General features: G+C 66.7%; 25 protein-coding genes. 21 read left to right on the top strand and 4 right to left on the bottom strand.

Annotated features, from left to right (window positions below):
• Positions 1 to 279: 279 nt before the first annotated feature.
• The 6 genes from BLQ10_RS22665 to BLQ10_RS06995 all read left to right on the top strand — a co-directional run bounded on the left by BLQ10_RS22665 (position 280) and on the right by BLQ10_RS06995 (position 4279).
• Entirely contained in the window at positions 280 to 744 is a 465-nt protein-coding gene (locus BLQ10_RS22665; protein ID WP_254785442.1) for a YegP family protein, read from the top strand.
• Positions 745 to 826: 82 nt separating this feature from the next.
• The gene (locus BLQ10_RS07015) at positions 827 to 1504 is read left to right on the top strand and encodes a PAS and ANTAR domain-containing protein (RefSeq protein ID WP_091560444.1); all 678 of its coding nucleotides are present in this window, start codon (positions 827 to 829) and stop codon (positions 1502 to 1504) included.
• A 209-nt stretch (positions 1505 to 1713) separates the two neighbouring features.
• On the top strand, positions 1714 to 2283 hold the full coding sequence (locus BLQ10_RS07010) for a TetR/AcrR family transcriptional regulator (protein WP_091560440.1): 570 nt from the start codon (positions 1714 to 1716) through the stop codon (positions 2281 to 2283).
• A 224-nt stretch (positions 2284 to 2507) separates the two neighbouring features.
• Complete coding sequence (locus tag BLQ10_RS07005; RefSeq protein ID WP_254785441.1) at positions 2508 to 2915, top strand: ArsR/SmtB family transcription factor; 408 nt, start codon at positions 2508 to 2510, stop codon at positions 2913 to 2915.
• The gene (locus BLQ10_RS07000) at positions 2912 to 3892 is read left to right on the top strand and encodes a TIGR03086 family metal-binding protein (RefSeq protein WP_091560018.1); all 981 of its coding nucleotides are present in this window, start codon (positions 2912 to 2914) and stop codon (positions 3890 to 3892) included. The genes BLQ10_RS07005 and BLQ10_RS07000 overlap by 4 nt, the downstream gene beginning before the upstream one ends.
• 48 nt (positions 3893 to 3940) lie before the next feature.
• Positions 3941 to 4279 (top strand): YciI family protein, encoded by a 339-nt coding sequence (locus BLQ10_RS06995; protein ID WP_091560016.1) that lies wholly within the window; start codon positions 3941 to 3943, stop codon positions 4277 to 4279.
• Positions 4280 to 4372: 93 nt separating this feature from the next.
• On the opposite strand, the gene BLQ10_RS06990 is transcribed toward BLQ10_RS06995, so the two are convergent.
• Complete coding sequence (locus BLQ10_RS06990; protein WP_091560015.1) at positions 4373 to 4558, bottom strand: hypothetical protein; 186 nt, start codon at positions 4556 to 4558, stop codon at positions 4373 to 4375.
• Between the two features lie 607 nt (positions 4559 to 5165).
• On the opposite strand from BLQ10_RS06990, the gene BLQ10_RS06985 reads away from it, so the two are divergent.
• The 8 genes from BLQ10_RS06985 to BLQ10_RS06950 all read left to right on the top strand — a co-directional run bounded on the left by BLQ10_RS06985 (position 5166) and on the right by BLQ10_RS06950 (position 12464).
• Positions 5166 to 6221, top strand: a complete 1056-nt coding sequence (locus BLQ10_RS06985) for an ABC transporter substrate-binding protein (RefSeq protein WP_091560012.1) — start codon at positions 5166 to 5168, stop codon at positions 6219 to 6221.
• Entirely contained in the window at positions 6218 to 7126 is a 909-nt protein-coding gene (locus BLQ10_RS06980) for an ABC transporter ATP-binding protein (protein WP_091560011.1), read from the top strand. The genes BLQ10_RS06985 and BLQ10_RS06980 overlap by 4 nt, the downstream gene beginning before the upstream one ends.
• Complete coding sequence (locus BLQ10_RS06975; protein ID WP_254785440.1) at positions 7126 to 8028, top strand: ABC transporter permease; 903 nt, start codon at positions 7126 to 7128, stop codon at positions 8026 to 8028. Before BLQ10_RS06980 ends, BLQ10_RS06975 begins: the two co-directional genes overlap by 1 nt.
• 46 nt (positions 8029 to 8074) lie before the next feature.
• Positions 8075 to 9022, top strand: a complete 948-nt coding sequence (locus tag BLQ10_RS06970; protein WP_091560008.1) for a TauD/TfdA dioxygenase family protein — start codon at positions 8075 to 8077, stop codon at positions 9020 to 9022.
• Positions 9019 to 10440, top strand: coding sequence for an LLM class flavin-dependent oxidoreductase (locus tag BLQ10_RS06965; RefSeq protein WP_302847296.1), 1422 nt, complete (start codon positions 9019 to 9021; stop codon positions 10438 to 10440). Before BLQ10_RS06970 ends, BLQ10_RS06965 begins: the two co-directional genes overlap by 4 nt.
• A 234-nt stretch (positions 10441 to 10674) precedes the next feature.
• Positions 10675 to 10977, top strand: coding sequence for a DUF4193 domain-containing protein (locus tag BLQ10_RS06960; protein ID WP_091560005.1), 303 nt, complete (start codon positions 10675 to 10677; stop codon positions 10975 to 10977).
• A 94-nt stretch (positions 10978 to 11071) separates the two neighbouring features.
• Positions 11072 to 11824 (top strand): lytic transglycosylase domain-containing protein, encoded by a 753-nt coding sequence (locus BLQ10_RS06955; RefSeq protein ID WP_091560004.1) that lies wholly within the window; start codon positions 11072 to 11074, stop codon positions 11822 to 11824.
• A 61-nt stretch (positions 11825 to 11885) separates the two neighbouring features.
• Positions 11886 to 12464 (top strand): histidine phosphatase family protein, encoded by a 579-nt coding sequence (locus BLQ10_RS06950; RefSeq protein WP_091560001.1) that lies wholly within the window; start codon positions 11886 to 11888, stop codon positions 12462 to 12464.
• Between the two features lie 137 nt (positions 12465 to 12601).
• On the opposite strand, the gene BLQ10_RS06945 is transcribed toward BLQ10_RS06950, so the two are convergent.
• The gene (locus tag BLQ10_RS06945) at positions 12602 to 13009 is read right to left on the bottom strand and encodes a hypothetical protein (RefSeq protein ID WP_091559998.1); all 408 of its coding nucleotides are present in this window, start codon (positions 13007 to 13009) and stop codon (positions 12602 to 12604) included.
• Between the two features lie 382 nt (positions 13010 to 13391).
• The gene (locus tag BLQ10_RS06940; protein ID WP_091559997.1) at positions 13392 to 14300 is read right to left on the bottom strand and encodes an SRPBCC family protein; all 909 of its coding nucleotides are present in this window, start codon (positions 14298 to 14300) and stop codon (positions 13392 to 13394) included.
• Positions 14301 to 14691: 391 nt separating this feature from the next.
• Between BLQ10_RS06940 and BLQ10_RS06935 the strand changes: the two genes are divergently transcribed.
• Entirely contained in the window at positions 14692 to 15483 is a 792-nt protein-coding gene (locus tag BLQ10_RS06935; protein ID WP_091559994.1) for a sigma-70 family RNA polymerase sigma factor, read from the top strand.
• Here BLQ10_RS06935 and BLQ10_RS06930 read toward each other — a convergent pair.
• Positions 15441 to 16406 (bottom strand): glycosyltransferase family 9 protein, encoded by a 966-nt coding sequence (locus BLQ10_RS06930; RefSeq protein ID WP_091559993.1) that lies wholly within the window; start codon positions 16404 to 16406, stop codon positions 15441 to 15443. The genes BLQ10_RS06935 and BLQ10_RS06930 overlap by 43 nt on opposite strands.
• A 97-nt stretch (positions 16407 to 16503) precedes the next feature.
• Here BLQ10_RS06930 and BLQ10_RS06925 point away from each other — a divergent pair, with 97 nt between their 5' ends.
• The 6 genes from BLQ10_RS06925 to BLQ10_RS06900 are packed head-to-tail and all read left to right on the top strand — an operon-like array spanning position 16504 to position 22468.
• Positions 16504 to 17058 carry a D-glycero-alpha-D-manno-heptose-1,7-bisphosphate 7-phosphatase gene (locus BLQ10_RS06925; protein ID WP_091559990.1) on the top strand — a complete coding sequence of 185 codons (555 nt, stop codon included), beginning with the start codon at positions 16504 to 16506 and terminating at the stop codon, positions 17056 to 17058.
• Positions 17055 to 18128 (top strand): glycosyltransferase family 9 protein, encoded by a 1074-nt coding sequence (locus BLQ10_RS06920; protein ID WP_091559988.1) that lies wholly within the window; start codon positions 17055 to 17057, stop codon positions 18126 to 18128. Before BLQ10_RS06925 ends, BLQ10_RS06920 begins: the two co-directional genes overlap by 4 nt.
• A complete protein-coding gene (locus BLQ10_RS06915) occupies positions 18125 to 19141 on the top strand; it encodes a glycosyltransferase (protein ID WP_091559985.1) in 1017 nt (338 codons plus the stop codon). Before BLQ10_RS06920 ends, BLQ10_RS06915 begins: the two co-directional genes overlap by 4 nt.
• On the top strand, positions 19138 to 20394 hold the full coding sequence (locus tag BLQ10_RS06910) for a glycosyltransferase (RefSeq protein WP_091559982.1): 1257 nt from the start codon (positions 19138 to 19140) through the stop codon (positions 20392 to 20394). The genes BLQ10_RS06915 and BLQ10_RS06910 overlap by 4 nt, the downstream gene beginning before the upstream one ends.
• Complete coding sequence (locus BLQ10_RS06905; RefSeq protein WP_091559980.1) at positions 20391 to 21092, top strand: D-sedoheptulose-7-phosphate isomerase; 702 nt, start codon at positions 20391 to 20393, stop codon at positions 21090 to 21092. The genes BLQ10_RS06910 and BLQ10_RS06905 overlap by 4 nt, the downstream gene beginning before the upstream one ends.
• Positions 21089 to 22468, top strand: coding sequence for a PfkB family carbohydrate kinase (locus tag BLQ10_RS06900; RefSeq protein WP_091559978.1), 1380 nt, complete (start codon positions 21089 to 21091; stop codon positions 22466 to 22468). Before BLQ10_RS06905 ends, BLQ10_RS06900 begins: the two co-directional genes overlap by 4 nt.
• Positions 22469 to 22483: the final 15 nt, after the last annotated feature.

The following is a 22483-nucleotide window of genomic DNA, read 5'->3' as shown; positions in this document are numbered from 1 at the left end:
AAAAACTAACACGTGCGAGACAGAAAAGTCTGTCTCCCAACCCCCACGATTGGTCCGCCCGCACATACATCGTAGCGCCGGACCGCTGCCGTGTCGCCGCCGCCGGCAGACAAGGTGGTACCTCTTGCGCAGACAAGAACCGTAGTTCAGACTTTCATGAATTCATCAATTCGATTCGGCTCACCACGAGTGGCTGGCATCGTTCGGGTGGATTCAGGCTGTTCCCGGTGACAACGGCGTCACCGGGAACAACCGGGTCCCGGCTACCAGGAGGGTTCTATGACAGGCATGTTCGAACTGTTCACCGATTCCGATACTTCCTACCGATTTCGACTGACCGCCCCGGACGGGACCGTCATGGCCCTCTCCAGGCCCTTTCCTGACCTGCCATCGGCGGTGGCCGGAATCGCCGCAGTACGGGAGTACGCCGGCATGGGGCTGGTGACCGAAATTATGGCACCGCAAAATGACGGGCTGCGCCAGTCCATGGCAGACAGCATTCCGGTGGAGCCCAACATGCAGAACCGTGCTGCCCATGACACGCACACCAACGAGCCGCGGTCACGGGCGAGATCGGCCCCTGTCGGAGCGCCCAGATCCCCGGGACGGCCGCCGCGCGTCGGCATCCCGTCCGCCGCGCGCTTCCTGGGCGGCCGCGCCGTCATCCGGAACCAGCAGCTGATCGTACGGTGGCGGCAGGCGCTGCAAGCGCGGACCGCCCAGGCCGGGCTCAGCTCGTGCTGACTGTCGCGGTGTCCCGTGTTAGCCGCCCGGGGCGCTCTCGGGGCGGGGCGCCTGGCGGCAGGCCGGGCAGGCAGGCATGGCCATGACCCAGTTGAAGGCGTTGCAGGCATACTCCAGCGCGCTGGCCGCCGAGGACTGCCTGGCCGGGACCTTTCGCTACGATGTCGTCTCGGGGGAGCTGCAGTGGTCCGAGCAGATCTACCAAATCCATGGCTATCACCGGGGCGAGGTGGTGCCGACGGTGGGCGTCCTGATGTCGCACCTGCACCCTGACGACCGGAAGCGGTGCAGGGAAATTTTCGAGGACGTGTGCCGTGGCGGAGGTTTTTTTGCCAGCTACCACCGTCTATTCGACGCGCGCACGCGGGAACGCCGCGTCCTGACAGCTGGGGAGGGCGCGCCGGACTGTGACGGGAAACTGCTGTTCATCGACGGATTCATGCTCGATCTCACCCGGACAGTTCAGCTGGAAACGGACCGGTCCGCCCGCGAGGCGGTTGCTGGAGCCATCGGCACGCGAGGCCTCATTGAACAGGCCAAGGGCATCCTGATGGGAATCCTCCACATCGGTGCCGACGCCGCCTTCGATCGACTTTCCGCCTACAGCCAGCACCACAACATCAAGCTAGCCCACACGGCCTCGGCCATCGTCCGGCTGGCCAGCAACACGCACGAATCCGCCACCCTCCGCAGCTTCGTCCACGCACTGGACGGCCGTTTCTCGGCACGCCGCGATGGGGACCATGTTCTTCATCCCTAGGGAACTCAAGGCGCCGGGCGGGTCCCTGGACGGCCCGCCCAGCGCCGTGCCGGGCGAATGCTCCGGGCGAATGCGCCGGGCGAATCCAGCGGACACTAATAGCACACTCCGAGGCAGACCGGTCTGTACGCCCCAGCCCGGTGTAAAATTTTTTTATCATGACTGTCTACGACGACACTGCAGGCCCTACGCTGTTGCCTGCCACGGCCATGGCCGGACGCGAAGAGCCGGTGGACCGTATTCTCGCCACCGCCTACGAGTTGTTCTCCCGCCGCGGCATCCGCGGAGTTGGGGTCAACGAGCTGATCAGCGATTCCGGGGTCTCCAAAGCAACGTTCTACCGGCACTTTCCGTCCAAGGACGCCCTGGTGCTGGCCTTTCTGGAACTCCGCGACCAAGTGTGGACGGTGGAGCTCATCGTGGCCGAGGCCAGCCGGCGGGGCAACACCGCCGAGGAGCGGTTGCTCGCCGTATTTGACGTGTTCGGCGACTGGTTCCAGCGTGAGGATTTCGAGGCGTGCTCGTTCATCAACGTCCTGCTGGAGATGGGGCCCGGGCACCCGCTGGGGAAGGCGAGCATCGACTACCTCAGCCGCATCCGGGGCCACATCCAGGCCTTGGCCGAGGAAGCCGGGTTGGACCGGCCCGAGGAATTTTCGCGGTCCTGGCACATCCTGATGAAGGGCTCCATCATCTCGGCCACCGAAGGGGACACGCAGGCCTCCAAGCGCGCCCAGCAGATGGCGCGATGGCTCATCGAACACCACCGGGGCTTATAGCCGCCGCGCCGGGGGAGTGCCCCGCACTTGATGCTGGCTCCTCCCTGCCCCTGCCCCTGCGCAACGCCGCAGCTTCCTAATCGCAAAAGACACCTCTAACGGCGCGGGCGCGCCGTCGTCGACACACCGCCATGCCCCGACGCCGTGCAGACGTCGAAGCCGGCTCTGATCCCGCTCACAGAAGTGCCGCACTCCCCTCACCTGACACTCCGACTAGTTTGCTCTTGCAGAATGCGTTAGCGGATACTAACGTATTCTTTGTGTTGGATGCCTTGGAGATTGCTGCGGAGCCAAATCGGCGACGCCTGCTGCATCTTCTCGCCAGCCACGAACAGGCGGTCGGGGAACTGGCCGCCCATTTCACGGTGAGCCGCTCCGCGGTGTCCCAGCACCTTCTGTTACTGGAGCAGGCCGGCCTGGTGTCTGCCCGCAAAGAGGGACGGAACAGGTTTTACAGGCTCGACCCAGTGGGAATGGGCCGGCTCCGTGAACTTGTCGAACAGTTCTGGACCTACGAACTGGATCTGCTGGCATCAGATGCGGCCGCCCTTGCGACGCAGCGTCATGGGCCACTGCAACATCACACGACCAATTCAGACACTTCTCCTCAAGAAAAAGGACCACTCTCATGACGTTCGATAAGACCATTCACCTGCCCGTCGGCGCCGACGAGGCCTTTGCACTCATCACCGAGCCGGAACGTCTGCGCCGCTGGCAGACGGTGGCGGCCCGGGTTGACCTTCGGATTGGCGGCGAATACCGCTGGACTGTCACTCCCGGCCACCACGCCGCCGGCACTTTCCAGGAGATCGAGCCGGGCAAGCGCATCGTTTTCACCTGGGGCTGGGAGTCCGGCATGGATCTGGCTCCGGGCGCTTCGACCGTGACGATCACGCTGGAGCCCGACGCCGACGGCACCACGCTCCGCCTGGTCCACGACGGCCTCAACGCCGAACAGGCCGCAGCACATGCAGAGGGCTGGAACCACTACCTGGATCGCCTGATCGCCGAGACCTCCTCCGCGGACGGTGCCGGTCCGGACGAATGGTCGGCTGCCCCGGACCCGGTCGATCACCTCAGCTCGGCCGAGGCTTCGCTCGCCGTGCTCCTGGGCGTGCTGCGCAAGCTCACCCCGGAGGACCGTGAGAAAGCCACTCCCTGCGAAAATTTCACGGCCCACGAATTGCTGGAGCACCTGGCCGGTTCGCTGAAGCATGTCGGCGGCGCGCTGGGCGCGGACGTAAGCGACGACGCCGGGGCAGGCCCGGAAGTTCGGATCGCAGGACTCGCGCAGGCCACCCTGGAGGCGCTCAGCCGCCGCGGCTTCGAAGGCACCATCGACATGGGCTTCGCCGAGCTGCCCGCGACCGTCGTCGCCGGGATCGTCAACCTGGAGCTGCTCGTCCACGCGTGGGACTTCGCGAAGGCCATCGGCCAGGAACTAGTAGTCTCCGACGTCGTCACGGATCACGTTGAGGCCCTGGCCTTGGTGACCATCTCGGACCAGGTCCGCGCCAGCGGCAGCTTCGCCGCTGTCCAGCCGGTCGCGGAGACTGCGAGCAGCCTGGAGCGCCTGATCGCGTTCACCGGCCGGACCGTCACCGTCTGAAGTTTTCCAACCCAAGCCCGTCAAGACCTCCAGGAAAGCAGGATCAATATGTCCAAGTTCGTCTTCATCTACCACGCCCCGATGACCCCCGCCGAGGCCGCGCCGCCCGCGCCGGAGGACATGGCAGCCGCCATGGAACAGTGGAACAACTGGGCCGCCAAGGTCGGCAACGGCCTGATCGACTTCGGAACGCCCTTGGCCAACGGTGTCCGCGTCTCCGCCGGCGGAGCCACGGCGCCAAGCCAGCGTGAAGTCGCCGGATACAGCATCATCGAGGCCGACAGCCTTGAGGCGGCCGTGGAACTGGCCAAGGTGCACCCGCACCTGAACATGCCCGGCGGCTGCGAAATCGAGGTTCACGAGGCGCAGCAGATCCCCGGAATGTAAGCAGCGTTTCGACCCAATCCCCAAGGGTGTTCGCCGCTGCGCCAAGGCAGCGGCGAACACCCTTGAGCGGCCCGGGCCAGTTCCCAAGTGTTCCTACTCGGGACCCGGATCAGGGTCCTGGCCTCGATTCCACTGCCGGTATCGAAGCACCAAGAGGACCGTGAGCACGGCGGGCACGACCGGCACGAGAAGTTCCTGCCTGAAGGTCATGAGTGCTGCCGCTCCGGCCCAAAGCAGTGCCGTCAGCATGGTCAGCAGGAATAAGGACTTCCTGGTCACCGGCGGGGTCTCGCGTTGATAGCCGTGTGCTTTTAGTTCTTCGCGCTCCTGGCGCTCGGCGCGGATTAGTGGCAGGAAAGCGACGGCTGAGGCTATCCGATGATGCTCCTAACAGAGGTTCGATGAGTGGCCCCAAGTCGCAGTACGGTGCCGCGATGTCTTGATCTTCTTGGTCAGCCTAACCGCCGGACCCGCGGGCAGCTCGGGCCGTGTCCAATAGCCGGCCCTGACCATCTGCGCCGCGCCGGGAGCGCAACATTCGGCCGCATTCCCAGGAATTCTTTCGTGCCATGCACGACGGCGGCGCGACGCCGGCCCCGTCACGCGCGGTCGCCGGGCGTCACCATGACTTCACAGTGCCGGTCCGGTGGGGCGCGGATGTGTCCCGGAATGGCCGCAGATGACCGCGTGAGTCTGCCCTGTTACGGACTGCGTACCCATGTGTCCGCTTGGGTAGCGGTTGCCGTCCGTGGCTGTTTTCGTCGCCGGATTACGCGCGGTTTCTTCGGGTGTCGCGGCGCCTGCCGGCATGGATTGAACTCTGTTCTGATGGTGGACACGGTCCGGTAGCCCCGGTCCGCACCGTCGAATCCAGAAAGTATCCGCTATGAAAAACCGACTCTTACCCGCAGGACTTTTCTCCACCTTGGGCGTTGCTGCCGCCGTGGCGGTCTCGCTGGTGGTCTCCGGTTGCGGCGGCCCTGCGAGCGCCCAGTCCCCGGCCGGAAATACTCCCGGGACGCCCGAAGTTACCGAACTCCGCTACGAGGGGTGGGCCAACAGCGTCACGTTGCCGGAGCTGGCCGAGGACCTCGGCTACCTGGGCGACGTGAAGCTGAACTGGGTGGGTAACACCATCAGCGGGCCTGCGAGCATCCAATCAGCCGCGACGGGAGCCACCGACTTTGGCGGCGCCTTCTCGGGCGCGGTGGTGAAGCTCATCGAAGCCGGCGCACCGGTCGCGGCAGTGATCAACTACTACGGCGAGGACGAAAAGACGTTCAACGGCTTCTATGTCACCCAGGACAGCCCGATCCGGTCGCCACGGGATCTGATCGGCAAGAAGATCGCGGTCAACACCTTGGGCGCCCATTCGGACGCCGTGATCAACAGCTACCTGAAGAAGAACGGTCTGTCGCAGGAGGAGATCAAGCAGGTACAGCTCGTCGTCGTTCCGCCCAATGACACCGAGGAGGCCATCCGCCGCGGACAGGTCGACGTCGGGGCGCTAGGCGGAGTGCTGCAGGATAACGCTGTCGCCAAGGGCGGCCTGCGGTCCCTGTTCAACGACTTCGAACTCTTTGGAACCTTCGCCGGAGGCCAATACGTGCTGCGCAAGGACTTCATCGAGAAAAACCCGGAAACCACGAGGATCTTTACCACCGGGGTGGCCAAGGCCATCGAATGGGAACGTAGTACGCCCCGCGACGAGGTGATCGCACGGTTTACGAGCATCATCAACAAGCGCCAGCGCTCCGAAAGCACCGCGGCCCTGAAGTACTGGAAGAGTGTCGGTGTCCCGTCCAAGGGCGCCATCAGCGACCAGGACTTCACCCGCTGGTCAGCCTGGCTGAAAGACACCGGCATCGTCACCGGCGACATCACCCCCTCCAAGTACTACACCAACGACTTCAACGACCTGCTGAAGGGGGCGGCCTCATGACCCGCGGCACCGGTCCGACGCCAAAAATCAGCCTCCGGAACGTCGGGAAACAGTTCACCGTCCGGCCCAGCAAGGACCAGCCGGAGGGCACCACCCTGACGGCGCTGGAGGGCATCACCCTGGATGTCGCCGCGGGCGAGTTCATCACCCTGGTCGGTCCGAGCGGATCCGGCAAGACCACCCTCCTGGACCTCCTTGCCGGGCTCACCGGGCCGGACACCGGCCAGGTGCTGGTGGACGGCAAGGAGGTGACCGGACCCGGCCGCGACCGCGCCGTCGTCTTTCAGCAGTACGCGCTCTTCCCGTGGCGCACCGCGGCCGCCAACGTCGCCTTCGGCCTCGAAGGACCGGGCAGCGACGGACGCCGCCTGGGCCGCAAGGAACGTGCGGACAAGGCCCGCCACTATCTGGAACTCGTTGGCCTGTCCGGCTTCGAGGACCGGTATCCCCATGAGCTCTCCGGCGGCATGAAGCAGCGTGTTGCCATCGCGCGGAGCCTCGCGTACGAACCCGACGTCCTGCTCATGGATGAACCGTTCGCGGCGCTGGATGCCCAGACCCGGGAACAGCTCCAGGAGGAACTCCTCCGTATCTGGCGGTCCACGGGCAAGACCATCATCTTCATCACCCACGGCATCGACGAAGCCGTGTACCTGGGCCAGCGGGTGGCCGTGCTCAGCTCCCGCCCCGGCCGGCTCAAGCAGATTGTTGACATTGACCTGGGGGAGCGGAGCGGTGACGGGGACATCCGCTCCGACGCCGTCTTCGTCGAACACCGCCACAAAGTCTGGTCGCTGCTGCACGACGAGGTCCGGAAGGCCCAGGAAGCCGGGCACGCCAAAATCCGGCCCGACGGGTCCGCACCTGACGAGGCGCCGCAGCTCAGCCAGGGAAGGGCAGCCTGATGACCGCACCAACACTGACCAAAGACGCCGCCGCGTCTGCCGCACCCGTGGCCGACGCCGACGTCGGGCGGACCGCGCAGCCCGCGGCCACCAGACACCTTTCCTCCCTGGTCCGGCCCGGAGTGCGCAGGGTCGGGCGCGTGATCTGGGCTTCGGGCGCCATCGTGCTGTTCCTCCTGCTCTGGGAACTGGGGCCCACCTACCTCGCCTCGGCCTCGACCAGGGTGTTCCTCCCGCCGCTGCACGAGGTCCTTCGGGCACTGGGATCCCTCATCGCCAAGGGCCAACTGCAGAACCATCTGGCGGCCAGCGTGACCCGCTCCGCCAGCGGTTTCGGCATCGCCGTCGTGGCCGCCGTCGCCCTTGGCCTGCTGGTCGCCTGGTACCGGTCCCTTGACCGGTTCCTCAACCCGCTGCTGGAGGTCTTTAGAAACACGGCCGCGCTGGCCCTGCTCCCGGTCTTCACCCTCCTGCTGGGGATCGGGGAGACGTCCAAGATCAGCATCGTGGCGTACGCGGCGTTCTTCCCCGTGTTGCTGAACACCATCGCCGGCGTCAGGACCGTTGATCCGCTGCTCATCCGTGCCGCCCGCTCCCTGGGGCTCTCGAACTTCCGGCTGTTCCAGAAGGTCATCCTTCCCTCGGCCGTGCCCACCATTTTCACGGGTATCCGGATGGCGGGAACGTCCTCGATCCTGGTGCTCATCGCCGCGGAAATGGTCGGGGCCAAAGCGGGACTCGGGTACCTGATCGTCAACGCACAGTCCAGTTTCCTGATCCCGGACATGTACGCCGGGATCCTGACCGTCTCGCTGCTTGGCCTGCTGGTCAACTACCTGCTGGTCGCCGTCGAACGGCGCTTCTCCCGGTGGCGGACCGCCGTCGGATCCCAATCAAACTAAGCCAGCCAAGCTAACTTCACCCCGACAGATCAAGGACACACATACCATGTCGACAACTACCGAAACCCGTCTCGAATTCCGGAAACTCAGCGCGCGCGTCGGCGCCGAGATCCGCGGCCTGGACCTCAGCAGCGACCTCAGCGACGCCACCATCGCCCAGATCCGGGAAGCCCTGAACACCCACAAGGCCCTGGTCTTCCGGGAAGCCAACGTCCACGACGACGAAACCCAGGTGCGCTTCGCCAGCCGTTTCGGCCCGCTTACCCAGGCACACCCCACCGTGGCCTCCGTCGAAGGCAAGCCGGCGGTCCTGCCGGTAGACAGCGAAAACGGCAGCGCGAACAACTGGCACACCGACGTCACGTTTGTCGTGAACCCGCCGCAGGCCTCCACCCTGCGCAGCGTCACCCTACCGGCCTACGGCGGGGAGACCCTGATCGCTTCCTCGGCAGGTGCCTACCAGGACCTGCCGGAGGAACTGCGGGACTTCGCCGACACGTTGTGGGCCGTCCACACCAATGACTACGACTACTCCGTGCCGAAAAACCTCGAGCACGCCAACGCCGATGAGCGACGGAAGGAATTCACCCGGATCCACTTCGAGACCGCCCACCCCGTGGTCCGGGTCCATCCACTGACCGGCGAGCGCGGCCTCTTCATCGGCGGCTTCGCCCAACGGCTGCGCATCGTGGGACTGTCCAACACCGAATCGAAGGACATTCTGCGGCTGCTGCAGGCCTACGTCACCCGCCCGGAGAACGTGGTCCGCGTCAACTGGGAACCGGACCAGCTGGTGCTCTTCGACAACCGCATCACCCAGCATTACGCCCCGGACAACTACGACGGCCAGCCCCGCCAGCTGAACCGGGTCACGGTCGCCGGCGATGTTCCCCTAGGCATCGACGGCCGCAGCAGCACGTCCATCCAGGGCGACTCCTCCGTCTATTCCGAGACGGTCGAACTTCGCGCAGATGTCTCCGGAGCGCCGCTGTGAGCGGCGCACGGCAGCTGCACCTGAACGCATTCCTCATGAGCACCGGGCACCACGAAGCCTCGTGGCGGCTGCCGGAAAGCGACAGCTTCGCCGGGACAGACGTTGCCCATTTCCAGCGGCTGGCCCAGACCGCCGAACGCGGAACGTTCGACTCCATCTTCTTCGCGGATTCACCGGTGCTGCACGGCGACGTCGGCCAGCGACCCTACGGCACGCTCGAGCCGACCGTCCTGCTCGCCGCCATCGCCGCCGTCACCGAACGGATCGGGCTGATAGCGACGGCGTCCACCACCTACAACGACCCCTATAACCTGGCCCGGCGGTTTGCCTCCGTGGACCACATCAGCTGCGGCCGGACCGGCTGGAACGTCGTCACCACCGCGGGGGACGCCGCCGCGAGAAACTTCTCGCTGCGGGACCAGCCAGCCCACGCGCTGCGGTACGGGCGGGCCGCGGAATTCCTCGACGTCGCGCGCAAACTCTGGGACAGCTGGGAAGAGGACGCCGCCCTCGGGGACAAAGACGCCGGGACCTGGGGAGACAACACCCGCGTCCACGCGATCAACCACACCGGCAAGTATTTCAGCGTCCAGGGGCCCCTGGATGTGCCCCGCTCCGTCCAGGGCCACCCGGTGATTGTCCAGGCCGGTTCCTCGGAAGACGGCAAAGACTTCGCCGCCCGCTACGCCGAAGCGGTCTTCACCGCCCAGCAGACGCTGCCCGACGCACAGCGCTTCTATACGGACCTGAAACAGCGAACCGCCGCCGCCGGCCGGAACCCGGAAACGATCAAGGTCCTTCCGGGCATTGTTCCGGTCATCGGGAACACCGAGGCCGAGGCCCGGCGGCTGGAGAAGGAACTCGACGGGCTCATCCAAGCCGAATACGCCAAACGGCAGCTCGCCGGGGTGCTCAGAGTGTCCCCGGAATCGCTGGCCCTGGACGCCGAGCTACCGGAAGACCTGCCTTCCGAGGACGAGATCGAGGGCGCCAAGAGCAGGTACACGTTGATCGTGGACCTCGCCCGGCGCGAACGCCTGACGGTGCGCCAGCTCATCGGAAGGCTCGGGGGCGGCCGCGGACACCGCACCTTCTCCGGCACTCCGGAGCAGGTGGCCGACGCCATCCAGGAATGGTTCGTGGCCGGGGCAGCGGACGGCTTCAACATCATGCCACCCGTGCTCCCGTCCGGCCTTGACGCCTTTGTGGACCACGTCATTCCGATCCTGCGGGACCGCGGACTCTTCCGGCGTGAATACACCGGACGGACCCTCCGTGAACACTACGGGCTGCCCCGGCCGGCCAACACCTTCGCCACGGCTGCCCTTTCCAGCCCGGAGGGCTCCACTCCGGCGGCCGCCATTCTGGCGGACGACCTCGCTGCGCAAAGAGGGGAGCTCCTGGTCTCCGACCGGTGATGCCGGCGAGGCTCCGGACAGACCAGGGCGACGGCAGGTGCTGTCTGGAGTCAAACGTCAGGTTCGTCCCTCGGGGCCTGTGCGGCGTGCTTCGCGCCGCGCAGGTCTCCGAGCCAGCGCCTGTTGAAAGCGGCGCCTGCCGAGCCCGTCCTTAGTTCAGATGACGCAGGGAAGCGTGTAATGGTGTACGTTGGCTTCCCGTCAGAACTAAACATAGGAATGAGAATCACCCCCGTGGCAACCGATTACGACGAAGTCCGATCCGACGTCAAGGAGTCGCAGGATAGTTCCCTGCAGGCGCTGCAATCCGCCAACGCCCCGGATGCCCGCAGCGTTGTCCGCGAGATGGATGAGACTGACGCATTTGACGATGCGATCAGCCCCGGCGGGGAATTCGTCGCCGAGGAGCTCGTCGTACAGGTCATCCCGCAGGCGCAGGACGAATTCACCTGCCACTCCTGTTTCCTGGTCCGGCACCGGTCCCAGGTGGCACGCGAAAAGAACAGCCACACTTACTGCGTCGACTGTGAAGGCTAGGACAATGGCCCCGCGTGGGTGCGGGACCGGGGCGATTTTCCGCACCGCTCCGGACCAGCGGATCGGCATCGTCCACGGCGGGTCCAGCTAGTCCATGCTCCAGCTGAAACGCTTGGCAGTGCTCGGCCTGTTCGCGTTTTGCGTCATCACCGGGTTCTTGTTTTGGGCACTCCGGTTCTCCGGCGCGGAGACCCGCACGGCCATGCCACCACCGCCCCGGGCGGCGGCGAAACTCGAAACGCTGTCCACCGGCATCACCTCCGCAGTGAACATAACCCGGAGCGCGGACGCCCAGTGGCTCAGCCATGCCGCCGCGGAGACAGGCATCCCCGCCCGCGCGCTCCAGGCCTACGTGGCCGCGGCCGGCGCGGCCAACGAATCCGCTCCGGCATGCGGGATCGGCTGGAATACGGTGGCGGCCGTCGGCTTCGTCGAGTCCGGTCACGGAACCTACGGCGGCGGAAGGCTGACCACCGCCGGACAGGCGAGCGGGCCAATTGTCGGTCCGAGCCTTAACGGCGACGGTTTTGCGGCGATCCCTGATACGGACGCCGGCGCACTGGACGGCGACGCCCAGTGGGACCACGCCGTCGGACCCATGCAGTTCATTCCCTCCACCTGGCAGCTCGCGGGGCGGGACGGGAACGGTGACGGTAAAGCCGACCCATTCAACATCGACGACGCCGCGCTAAGTGCCGCCTCGTACCTATGCGCCCACGGCGGTGACCTCACGACCGCCGCGGGCTGGACGGACGCCATCTACTCCTACAACCAGTCGGATTCCTACGTGGCCCACGTCCGCGACCGGGCCACTGCCTACGCCGCACAGTCGGGCCCTACCGGATAAGTTCAACGGTAGTGACTCGCTGATGCCGGAGCCTGTCCGCCCTCAAGACAGAATGGAAGGCATGAACTTTACGACGTTTGCCCTTGTCCGCCACGGCCAGACGGATTGGAATGCGGAGCGCCGGCTGCAGGGATCCAGCGATATTCCGCTAAACGACGTCGGCCGCGGCCAGGCGCGCGACGCCGTCGCCGTCCTGTCCGGCTACGAGTGGGACACAATCGTGTCCTCGCCGCTGAGCCGTGCGGCCGAAACTGCAGACCTCATTGCCGCCGGGTTGGGCCTCAGGGTGGCCCGGCGCGTGCCGGAGCTCGCCGAGCGTAGCTTCGGACCCGCCGAGGGTCTGCAGGACGGCCCGGAACTAGATGCATTGCGCATCCCCGGTGGTTTCCGCGGGGCAGAAAGCGAGGACGAGGCAGCCAGCCGCGGGTTGGCGGCCCTGGAAGCGCTGGCCGAGGAGTTCCGCGGCCGACGCGTCCTCGCCGTCGCCCACGGCACGCTCCTCCGCGTGAGTCTCAGCCGCGCGATCGGCCGCACCCTGGAAAGTATCGACAACGCCGTGCTCAACCTGGCCCACCACCACGACGTCGACGGCTGGCAGCTCGAATACTTCAACGGCGAGCGCGTAGTGGCTGCCGTTTAGGCTGACCGCAAGCACCCGGACAGGGCCGTGGACAGCGACGCGGGACCAGTCGGCATCGGGGGCGGCTGGGTGCGCGCGCCGCGGCTTGGTCCTCGCTGATGCGGGCGTCGAGGAGGCCGATGGGGTCGCTCACGCCCTTATCCTGCCAGAGCCTCCGGGGGCAGAGGGGAGCCCGCTTGAGGCTGGTGCTCGGATGCGCGGCTTGTGATCGCGGTTGCGGTTGCATCGCCTTCGAGCTCACTCACCGCGGGGCCCAACGCGGCACGGATGCTCCTGGCAGCTTCCCGGTACCCGTCACCCAGACCCGCAGCCCTGATCGTGTGGATCGTGCCGGTGCCTCCAAACTGCTCTTCGATCCGATGGCCCCGCTCCGCAAAGTCGGATGCCACGGCGGCCACTTTCTCGAGCCGCGCTAATTGTTTCTGCACCAGGGAGAGGAGGTAGCGCCGGTCCCGGACGTTCTGGTCGAGGACCCCATCCGCGTATTCGTCCTCGTCCGCGGCGAGCCGCGCGTGGATGGCGGCCAGTTCATCCGAGGCGCTCATTTGGTCCTCCTCTGTGAAGATCTTGCCAACAGAATAGTCCCAATGCAGACGAATGGAACCGGCGCTGAACGTCTTCCTGTCGGGCCACCGCGCCGGCCGCCGCGCAGGACAAGTATGTCCAGGCCCGCGGGTATTTTGGACGCCCAAGAGCCGCCGGCAGTACGGTCGGCTGCGGTCAGAAGCGTCGCGACGGCACCGTCCAAGGCCCAGCGTCAGCCGGGCCTCGGACAGCGCCGTCTAGGGCCGGTGCTTTGTTGCAGGCGCGCCTGCGCGGCCACTCCATCCGCGTGAACTGGTCCCGGATGGCAAGCGCCGCTTGATTAGGCCCCGTGACTGGCCCTCGGCAGCGTGACGGCCGGGACACCACCCTCCGCGGCCGTGGTCAGTGCTGTCCCAGGCTTCCTCCTGTCGGCGGGACAAGGCCTGGCCCGCGTTTCGGGTCCGTCTCGCGGTCGGCCGCGCTGGAGGTGTCGGCCACGGCTGTCCCGTCCGAATCGCCTTCGAAGTCAACAAGGCCATTGGTCTGGTCGAAAGGCTTCGCTTCGGACCGGCCAACAGTTCCGTCCCCGGGACGAGTCGCGTCCCGGGGCAACTCCTCACCGGGGAAAACACTGCCCGATGTCCCGGTAGGCGGAACGGCTTTAACCTCCGGGTATGGCGTGGACTGAGCCAGCGCGTCTCCGCCGGACTCCTTGTTGCTTGCCGCGGCCGCGACGCCCGCAGCGGCAGCCGCGGCGAGCCCAGCGCCGGCAATGACCTTGCCCGATACACCGGCTTTGCCGCTGTCCCCCCGCGACCCTGCCGCCTCATCAATGCCGGGCGTGCCGGCGGACGCGCCTTCGCTGACGGATCCGCGCCAGGCGCCGGTCGCGTAGCCCTCGTCTTCAATGAAGGCCTTGAACCGGTTGAGGTCACTCTCGGCTTGCCTCTCTACGATGTTCAGCTTGTCGCCGACCTTTTCCACGATCCCTTCGGGTTCATATTCCAAGGACAGCTGTACGGATGTCTGCCCGCCGCCGAGGTCTTCGAACGCCACGGACCCCGCGTTCGTTGCGCCCTCTGTGGCGGCCCATGCGACTTTTCGGTCGGGTACCTGCTCGAGGATTCTGGCCTGCCACTGCCTGCGCACCCCGCCGATTTCCGCAACCCACTCGAGCCGGTTGTCACTGAGCTGTTTGACGCTCTTCACCCCGCCCATGAAGTGCGGAAATTCTTCGAACTGGGTCCATTGGTTGTAGGCCACGCTCACGGGAACGTTGACCAGAACTCGCTTTTCAACCCTGGTGCTCACGGTGTCTCCTTTGACGGGATTGGGGGGAACTGACGAGAGCGGAATCAATCATCAGCATGCTTACTATAACTTCTCCGGTGCATCCCGGCCAGAGTGCATTTGCGCCACTCCACCGGCGGGCGTGGAGATAGGCTCCCACCGAGCCGTCCGGGGTCTTCGGTTCAAACGTGACCTCGCCGGTGTGTTCACAAGAGAATCCAGCAGGGGCCCGGGCCGGCAATTCATTCTCTATTGCCTCTTTCAGGCCCGGGGACGGGGCCCCATCCCCTCACCCATTGTTTAATAAGCAGGCTTATGGTTTTCTACTGCTTAGGTCTTGCCGCAGGCTTTGAACGACTCCGGTTCAGAGGAATGAACAACTATGGCAGAACCCCAGCGCCCGCCATCTTGGATGCCGTACGTCCCGGCCGAGTCCGGGCAGCCCGCGGCGACGGGGCGGGCTTCAACAGGTCAGATCCGGGAGGCATTTGAAACCCGGCTGGTCCTTGACCATCTGGAACTGGCGGAAGCCTTGGCCTTTCGCTTCACAGGGCGTGGTCGGGAACACGATGATCTGAACCAGGTTGCGTATCTGGGACTGGTCAAAGCCGCGCGGCGTTTTGACGCGGCCAGGGGAGAAAGCTTCGCGGCCTACGCTGCCCCTACGGTGACGGGCGAGCTCAAGCGTTATCTGCGCGACCGTTGCTGGGTGGTCAGGCCGCCGCGGAGGATCCAGGACCTGCGAACGGAAATTCTGCGGTCCGAACCGGAGCTGACCCAGGCCCTGGGACATCGGCCGAGTGCAGGTGAACTGGCGGAGCAACTCGGGGTCCCCGTCTCAGCCGTACAGGAGGCGTTGGCAGCGGCGTCGAGCATGCGTCCGGATTCACTCGACGTCGTGGACGATCACGATGGCGGTCACAGGGCGGAGGCACTGGCCTCGCGGGAACTGCCGCTGGAACGGCTGGAGGAACTCCTGTGCCTTAACCAGGCCATCGGCGAGTTGTCCGGGCAGGAACGCGAACTGCTGTACCACCGCTATTTCTGTGAGGAAAGCCAGGCCGAACTTGGAAGGCGCTTCGGCGTCTCACAAATGCAGGTCTCGCGACGGCTGTCCAAGGTGCTGATGCGACTGCAGCAACTGCTCGCCGAAGCCGACTCTCAGAGCAATCCCAGAACTCGGACGGCGTCCAAGACCTCTTGAACCCGGACACCAAGTAGGGCCGGATCCGGGTCCCCGGCAAACGCGTCGCCTCGGCGCAATTCCGCCTTGGTCAGGACTGCATGCGGCCCCGGCGGAGGGTCCCAATGCTCGGGGCGGGCCGGCCCGAAGAGCACCACGGAAGGGCGGCGGTAGGCTGTGGCCAGGTGCGCGGCCCCGGTATCGGCCGAGACCACCAGCCGGGCCTCCGCCACGAGGGCAATAAATGCGCCAAGGGAGAGCCCTCCGGCTAAAACAGCTTCCTCCGGGAGGCCGGCCTGTGCGGCCACGGACAGGGAGCGTGCCCGTTCAGCCGCGCTGCCGGTCACGACGACGCGATGCCCGGATTGCGCCAGGCGGTCCGCCACCTCGGCGAACCGGTTCTCCGGCCAAAGCCTGCTGGGAAACGCTGCGCCGACATGGACGACGGTGGCGTCCGGCCACTGTGTGCGGACGGGAGGTGATGTCAGCTGGACGTCATCGGGATCCGCGGCGATTCCGTGCCATTGGAGGAGACGTGTCCAGCGCCGACGCTCGTGAATGTCCTCGACCCACCCCGGACCTTCCCAATGGTTCGAGGCATGCGAGATCACCTGCCGGGCACCGACTGCCTCAATCAGCAACTGGCTCTCCGGACCGCGGCCGTGCAGGTTCACCGCAACATCCACACTGCCTTGTTCCACTGGCAAGGGCTCTGACAGGCCCGCGGCCGGCAGGAGGCCATACCCGCCCACGAGGGCAACGGCGTCCCGCAGCCAGGCCGGGCCCGCGTACAGAAGGTGATGATCCGGATAGGCGCGCCGCAACGCGTGCAACGCGGGCACAGCGACGAGCAGATCGCCGAGCTGGAGCGCACGCAACACCAGCAGCAACGGCCGGCCGTCACGCCCGGACACCGACGGCGCCTCGTCCTGGTTTCCGAACATCGATTGATCTCCTTTTCCAGGAGTCTAGCCTCGGGCAGGGCCGGGCCGGGAAGGGGACGGGCGTTTAGCCCGGGTCCGAATGGGGAACAGGGTGGGTATGGGAACTTCTGGCACAGCGCCGCCGCGGGCCGTCTTCTTTGACCGGGACGGAACGCTGATCCATGACGTCCCGTACAACGCGGATCCCGCCCGGGTCCGGCCGATGCCCCACGCTCGTGAGCAACTGCAGCGGCTGCGCAGCCGCGGAATCCCGATAGGGGTCCTCAGCAACCAGTCGGGGATAGGCCGGGGAATCCTCACAGCTGCTGAGGTGGGCGCCGTCAACGGCCGGATCGATCAGCTGTTGGGCCCCCTCGACCTCTGGATCATCTGCCCGCACGTTCCCGCTGACCGCTGCCCGTGCCGGAAACCTGCACCGGGGATGGTCCTGAAAGCCTGCAGCACTTTGGGGGTTTCTCCGTCGGAGGCCGCACTCATCGGCGACATCGGAAGTGACATGGAAGCGGCGCGACTCTCGGGCGCCCGGGGCATTCTGGTACCCACTCCGGTGACCCGGGCGGCAGAAGTGGAAGCGGCCCTCGAAGTGGCGGCGGACCTGGGAGCTGCTGTGGATCTGCTTTTGAAGGCGGCAGCCGGGAGGACGGAGCCATGACGCGGGTCCTGGTGGCCCGGCTGGACAGCGTCGGCGACGTTCTGCTGGCGGGTCCGGCCATCCGTGCCGTTGCCCATGGCGGCCGGTCTGACGGGGGTGATCCCAATGACGTCGTCGTGCTGTGCGGCCCGCAGGGTGAGCCGGCTGCGTCGCTCCTCCCGGGGGTTTCCGAGGCCTATAGCTGGAGCTGTCCCTGGATCGCGAACCCGGCCCCGCGGGTGGAGAAGGGTCACGTGGACGCGTTAAAAGCGTTCGTCGCCGACTCGCGGATCACGGAAGCGGTCATCCTGACGTCGTTCCACCAGTCACCGCTGCCCCTTGCTCTCCTGCTGCGGCTGGCCGGCGTCGGCCGCATTGCCGGCGCGTCCACAGACTATGCGGGCAGCCTCCTGGACATCCGACTGCGACCTGGCGAGGACTTTCCTGAAGACCAGCCAGAATCCGAACGGGCCCTCGGTATCGCACGGGCGGCCGGCTTCACCCTTCCTGCCGGGGATGACGGCAGGCTCCGCGTTGAAGGGTATCCGGACGTGCGGGACCTGGTGGGGGAGGAACCCTACATCGTGGTCCATCCCGGGGCCTCCGCGCCCGCCCGCGCGTGGCCCGCGCTGCATCATGCGGCGGCGGTGGAACTACTCGAGGGTGCCGGGTACCGGGTTGTGGTGACCGGTGGCCCCGCTGAAACGAAGCTCACGGCCACGGTCGCGGGGCCTTCCGCCGTGGATTTGGGCGGGCAGACCGATCTGAAAACCCTGGCAGGTGTCCTTGCCCGGGCCAGCGTGCTGGTCACGGGCAACACGGGCCCGGCGCATCTGGCAGCGGCGCTCGGCACGCCGGTAGCGTGCCTGTTCTCTCCGGTGGTTCCTGCCATCCGCTGGGCCCCCTACGGCGTCCCGCTGGAGATCCTGGGCGACCAGGACGCGCCGTGCAAGTTGAGCCGCGCCACCGAGTGCCCGGTCCCGGGTCATCCCTGTCTGGCCTCGGTTGCACCTGAGCAGCTCCTGGAGGCCGTGGAACGGCTACTCGGCGGAGTGTCGTCATTGTCTACACGGAGGGTGCGGCACCAATGAGAGTCCTTCTCTGGCATGTGCATGGAGGCTGGACGGACGCTTTCGTCCGGGGGCCGCATGAGTATCTCCTGCCGGTGCTTCCCGAGCGCGGGGCGTGGGGGCTGGGCCGGGGAGGCCGGGATTGGCCCGCATCAGTCCGGGAGGTTGCCCTGGATGCACTCGATCCGGGCAGCGTGGACGCTGTCGTCCTGCAACGGGCGGAGGAGTTGACAGAAGTCGGACGCGCGCTGGGCCGGGTCCCTGGCAAGGACCTGCCCGGGGTGTTTCTGGAGCACAACACGCCCAAGGGCGATGTTCCCCACTCGGTGCATCCGTTCGCAGACCAACACATCATCCCGCTGGTCCACGTCACGCACTTCAATCAGCTGATGTGGGACAACGGCTCGGCCCCGACGGTCGTCATCGAGCACGGTGTCCCGGACCCGGGGCATCTTTACAGCGGTGAAGTCGCTGAGCTCGGCGCCGTGGTGAATGAGCCCGTTCGGCGCGGCCGGGTCACCGGCACTGACCTGCTGGCCCGGTTCGCGGCTGTGGCGCCGCTGCGGGTCTTCGGCATGGGTGGAGCAGGGCTGTCGGAGGCTACCGGGCTGCCTGCGGGGAAATTGACGGTCTGCGGAGACCTGCAAACCGCACGCCTGCACCGCGAACTCGCACGCTGCAGGGTCTATCTCCACCCGGTTCGGTGGACGTCCCTGGGCCTGGCACTTCTGGAGGCGATGCACCTCGGGATGCCGGTCGTGGTGCTGGGAACCACCGAAGCGGCACGCGCCGTTCCACCCGAGGCCGGAGCAATCTCCACGAATGTCGACGACCTCGTGCGCGCCGCCGCCCAGCTGGTCCGGGACCCCGCGGAAGCCCGGCAGCGGGGAAACATGGCCCGGGAAGCGGTGCTGGAACGCTACGGACTCGAGGCCTTCCTCCGCGCCTGGAACGAGCTGCTCGACGACGTGACCTCGCCGCGCTTCCGGACGGGGCGGATTCTGATTCCAACGCAAGAAGGGAAGGGCCAGTGAAAATCTCCATGGTTTCGGAACACGCCAGTCCGCTGGCAGCACTGGGCGGGGTAGATGCCGGTGGCCAAAATGTGCATGTGGCCGCGCTGTCGGAGGCCCTGGCCCGCCGCGGGCACCACGTCACGGTGTATACCCGACGGGACTCGGCCGATCTGCCCGAGCGGGTCCGGATCCTGCCGGATCTGGAGGTCGTCCACGTCGACGCCGGGCCCGCTCAGCGCCTGCCCAAAGACGAACTCCTACCATTCATGGGCAAGCTCGCGGACGGTATTTCCCGCGACTGGGGCAACCGCCCCCCGGACGTGGTCCACGGGCATTTCTGGATGTCCGGTCTGGCCGCGCTCGACGCGGCACGGCGCGGATCCATCCGCATACACGTCCCGGTAGTCCAGACTTTCCACGCGCTGGGCCCCGTCAAACGCCGGCATCAGGGCGCCCAGGACACGAGTCCGCTCGAAAGGCAATGGCTTGAGCCGTCAGTGGCACGGTCCGTGGACCGCATTATTGCCACCTGCTCCGACGAGGTCTTCGAACTCAAGGCCATGGGAATCGACACCACCAGAATCTCCATCGCGCCGTGCGGCGTGGATGTTCATCTGTTCGCAGGCGACGGGGCCGTCGAGCCCCGCAGCAGCGCCCACCGTATCCTCTCCGTAGGACGGCTGGTTCCCCGCAAAGGCGTCGATTTGGCCATCAGGGCCTTGTCCCTGCTTCGGAATGCCGGCTTCGCCGACGTCGAACTCCTCATAGTCGGCGGCGGTGACGCTGCCGCACTTGGGGACGACGCCGAAGCATCCAGGCTCTCCGCCGTCGCCACGGAACTCGGAGTCCGGGACCAGGTCACGTTCCGCGGGCAGGTGCCCCGCGGCGCGATGCCTGGCATCTTCCGCAGCGCGGACGCGGTGGTGTGCACCCCCTGGTACGAACCCTTTGGGATCGTGCCGCTGGAGGCAATGGCGTGCGGAATCCCGGTCGTGGCGGCAGCCGTCGGCGGACTGCGGGACACCGTGGTGGATCACGGCACTGGACTGCACGTGCCTCCGAAGGACCCGGCCGCCCTAGCCGCAGCCCTCGCCAGATTGCTGGGTGACGCCAGGCTGCGCCGAGACCTGGGGCGCGCCGGGCAGGAGCGTGTGCGGGTCCGCTATTCGTGGGACCGCGTCGCCGGTGAAACGGAAAGGGCCTATCTGCATACGCTGGCCGCCTGTGCTGACTCACGGCGGCTGGACCCTGTGGAAGGAGCGGCGCTATGACCGCGGAGTGGTCTCTGAACCGGCCGAATCCCCTTCTACTGCTGCCCGAAGACGGTGACCGCGCGAGCCGCCCTGGTTCTACCTTCGCCCGGCCCGGGTCGGTGGCAGCCGTCCGATCGCACCTGGACAACGTCCTCCCGGCGCTCGAGTCGCTGCGCAGCCAGTCGTTTCGGTTGGCGGCGTGGGGGGAGGATCTGGCGCGCCGGTTGGCGTGCGGAGCGAGGCTGCTCGCGGCGGGCAACGGCGGGTCTGCCGCAGAGGCCCAGCATCTGACGGCGGAGTTGGTGGGACGGTTCGACGGCGAACGGGTGCCGTTCTCGGCAATCTCGCTTCACGCCGAGACCTCAGCCGTGACCGCCATCGCCAATGACTACGGGTTTGAGGAGCTTTTCGCCCGCCAGGTGCGGGCGCACGGCCGCGCCGGGGACGTCCTGCTGTTGCTCTCCACCAGCGGCAGGAGCGTGAACCTGCTCCGGGCGGTGGAAACCGCAAGGGGACTGGGCGTCACGACCTGGGCGCTGACCGGCGTCGGCCCGAATCCGCTGGCCCTGAACTGCGATGAAGCTGTCACGATCGACAGTCCCGCGGCCAGTGCCCAGGAGTGTCATCTAATTGCCCTGCATGCCGTCTGCCGCGCCTTTGACGCCGAGATTCTGCGGCAAGGACCCGTGGAAACCTCGCCCGGGGCCGGGTCATGAACATCGTTGTGGTCGGCGATATCCTGCTTGACGTTGACGTTGACGGGGTGGCCACGCGGCTGTGCCCGGATGCACCCGTGCCAGTGGTTGACGTATCCGGCGCCCGTTACCGTGCAGGCGGGGCCGGCCTGGTCGCCACAATGCTGGCTGAGGACGGGCACCACGTGATTCTGGTGACAGTCCTCGGAGCGGACGAGGCCTCCACCCGGCTCGAAGGGCAACTGGCCGGCCTCACCGTTGTCGCTGGTCCATCAGGGGCCCCGACCCCGGTCAAAACCAGGGTTCGCGCCGACGGCAACATGGTTGTCCGGTTCGATGAAGGCTGTCAACACGCACCTGTCCCCGCCGTGACGCCGGCAATGCTGCGGGCACTGGACGGCGCGGCCGCCATTGTGGTGGCCGATTACGGCAGGGGCCTGACGACCAACCCGTCCCTTCGTGCGGCGCTGACCCGACTGGCAGGTCTCATTCCCATCATCTGGGATCCGCATCGGGGCGGGGCCCCGCCAGTCGCGGGAGTCGCCGTCGTGACGCCGAATTGGGCCGAGGCCCGCGCCGCTGCCGCGGTCCTGTCCCCTGCAGCACCATCCGCGGACGGCCCGGGAGAGCTGGCCAGGACACTGATGAGTCTCTGGCGTAGCAACGCCGTGCTCGTGACCCAGGGCCAGCACGGGGCGACCCTGGCGCGTGCCACCGCGCCGACCGTTCACATCGCGGCGCCGAAAGCCCGAGTCGTCGACCCCTGTGGCGCCGGCGACAGGCTGGCCGCCAGTCTCGCTGCCCAGCTCGCGGCAGGCCACGACCTCACGGAATCGGCACGCGTCGCAGTCCGTGAAGCGGCGTCGTTCCTGGCTGGCGGCGGCGTGGAGGCGCTGAATGGCCCACCCCGGCCGGTATCCGGGCACAGCACCGGCCGGAGGGGCGGTGACGCGGCGGCGCTGGCCCGCCGGGTGCGACGCACCGGCGGAACCGTGGTGGCGACCGGGGGTTGCTTCGATCTGCTCCATGCCGGTCACGCGCGGTCGCTCGCAGCCGCCAGGGCCCTTGGCGATTGCCTGATCGTGTGCCTGAATTCGGATTCGTCCGTCCGGCGGATCAAGGGGGCGTCCCGTCCCATCATCAATCAGCTGGACCGGGTGGAACTGTTGCTGGCCCTTGGGTGCGTCGACGCCGTGCTCGTTTTCGACGAAGACACCCCGGAGAGATGCCTGAACATGCTGCGACCGGACATCTGGGTGAAGGGAGGGGACTATGACGTGCGGGAATTGCCTGAAACCCCGCTCGTGGAGAGCTGGGGCGGCCGCTGCCTCACCGTCCCGTACCATCCGGCGCGCTCCACGACTCACCTCGCCGATGCCTTGGCCCGTGTCGGCTGACCCACCTCCCCACCT

Source organism: Arthrobacter sp. ok362 (assembly GCF_900102785.1).
Taxonomy (GTDB): domain Bacteria; phylum Actinomycetota; class Actinomycetes; order Actinomycetales; family Micrococcaceae; genus Arthrobacter.
This window is presented reverse-complemented; position numbering and strand designations above follow the sequence as displayed.

Excerpts from the sequence above, each read along its gene's own strand:
- BLQ10_RS22665 (WP_254785442.1), top strand. The coding sequence starts at position 280 with ATGACAGGCATGTTCGAACTGTTCACCGATTCCGATACTTCCTACCGA.
- BLQ10_RS07015 (WP_091560444.1), top strand. The coding sequence starts at position 827 with ATGACCCAGTTGAAGGCGTTGCAGGCATACTCCAGCGCGCTGGCCGCC.
- BLQ10_RS07010 (WP_091560440.1), top strand. The coding sequence starts at position 1,714 with ATGGCCGGACGCGAAGAGCCGGTGGACCGTATTCTCGCCACCGCCTAC.
- BLQ10_RS07000 (WP_091560018.1), top strand. The coding sequence starts at position 2,912 with ATGACGTTCGATAAGACCATTCACCTGCCCGTCGGCGCCGACGAGGCC.
- BLQ10_RS06995 (WP_091560016.1), top strand. The coding sequence starts at position 3,941 with ATGTCCAAGTTCGTCTTCATCTACCACGCCCCGATGACCCCCGCCGAG.
- BLQ10_RS06985 (WP_091560012.1), top strand. The coding sequence starts at position 5,166 with ATGAAAAACCGACTCTTACCCGCAGGACTTTTCTCCACCTTGGGCGTT.
- BLQ10_RS06980 (WP_091560011.1), top strand. The coding sequence starts at position 6,218 with ATGACCCGCGGCACCGGTCCGACGCCAAAAATCAGCCTCCGGAACGTC.
- BLQ10_RS06975 (WP_254785440.1), top strand. The coding sequence starts at position 7,126 with ATGACCGCACCAACACTGACCAAAGACGCCGCCGCGTCTGCCGCACCC.
- BLQ10_RS06970 (WP_091560008.1), top strand. The coding sequence starts at position 8,075 with ATGTCGACAACTACCGAAACCCGTCTCGAATTCCGGAAACTCAGCGCG.
- BLQ10_RS06955 (WP_091560004.1), top strand. The coding sequence starts at position 11,072 with ATGCTCCAGCTGAAACGCTTGGCAGTGCTCGGCCTGTTCGCGTTTTGC.
- BLQ10_RS06950 (WP_091560001.1), top strand. The coding sequence starts at position 11,886 with ATGAACTTTACGACGTTTGCCCTTGTCCGCCACGGCCAGACGGATTGG.
- BLQ10_RS06945 (WP_091559998.1), bottom strand. The coding sequence starts at position 13,009 with ATGAGCGCCTCGGATGAACTGGCCGCCATCCACGCGCGGCTCGCCGCG.
- BLQ10_RS06935 (WP_091559994.1), top strand. The coding sequence starts at position 14,692 with ATGCCGTACGTCCCGGCCGAGTCCGGGCAGCCCGCGGCGACGGGGCGG.
- BLQ10_RS06930 (WP_091559993.1), bottom strand. The coding sequence starts at position 16,406 with ATGTTCGGAAACCAGGACGAGGCGCCGTCGGTGTCCGGGCGTGACGGC.
- BLQ10_RS06925 (WP_091559990.1), top strand. The coding sequence starts at position 16,504 with ATGGGAACTTCTGGCACAGCGCCGCCGCGGGCCGTCTTCTTTGACCGG.
- BLQ10_RS06920 (WP_091559988.1), top strand. The coding sequence starts at position 17,055 with ATGACGCGGGTCCTGGTGGCCCGGCTGGACAGCGTCGGCGACGTTCTG.
- BLQ10_RS06915 (WP_091559985.1), top strand. The coding sequence starts at position 18,125 with ATGAGAGTCCTTCTCTGGCATGTGCATGGAGGCTGGACGGACGCTTTC.
- BLQ10_RS06905 (WP_091559980.1), top strand. The coding sequence starts at position 20,391 with ATGACCGCGGAGTGGTCTCTGAACCGGCCGAATCCCCTTCTACTGCTG.
- BLQ10_RS06900 (WP_091559978.1), top strand. The coding sequence starts at position 21,089 with ATGAACATCGTTGTGGTCGGCGATATCCTGCTTGACGTTGACGTTGAC.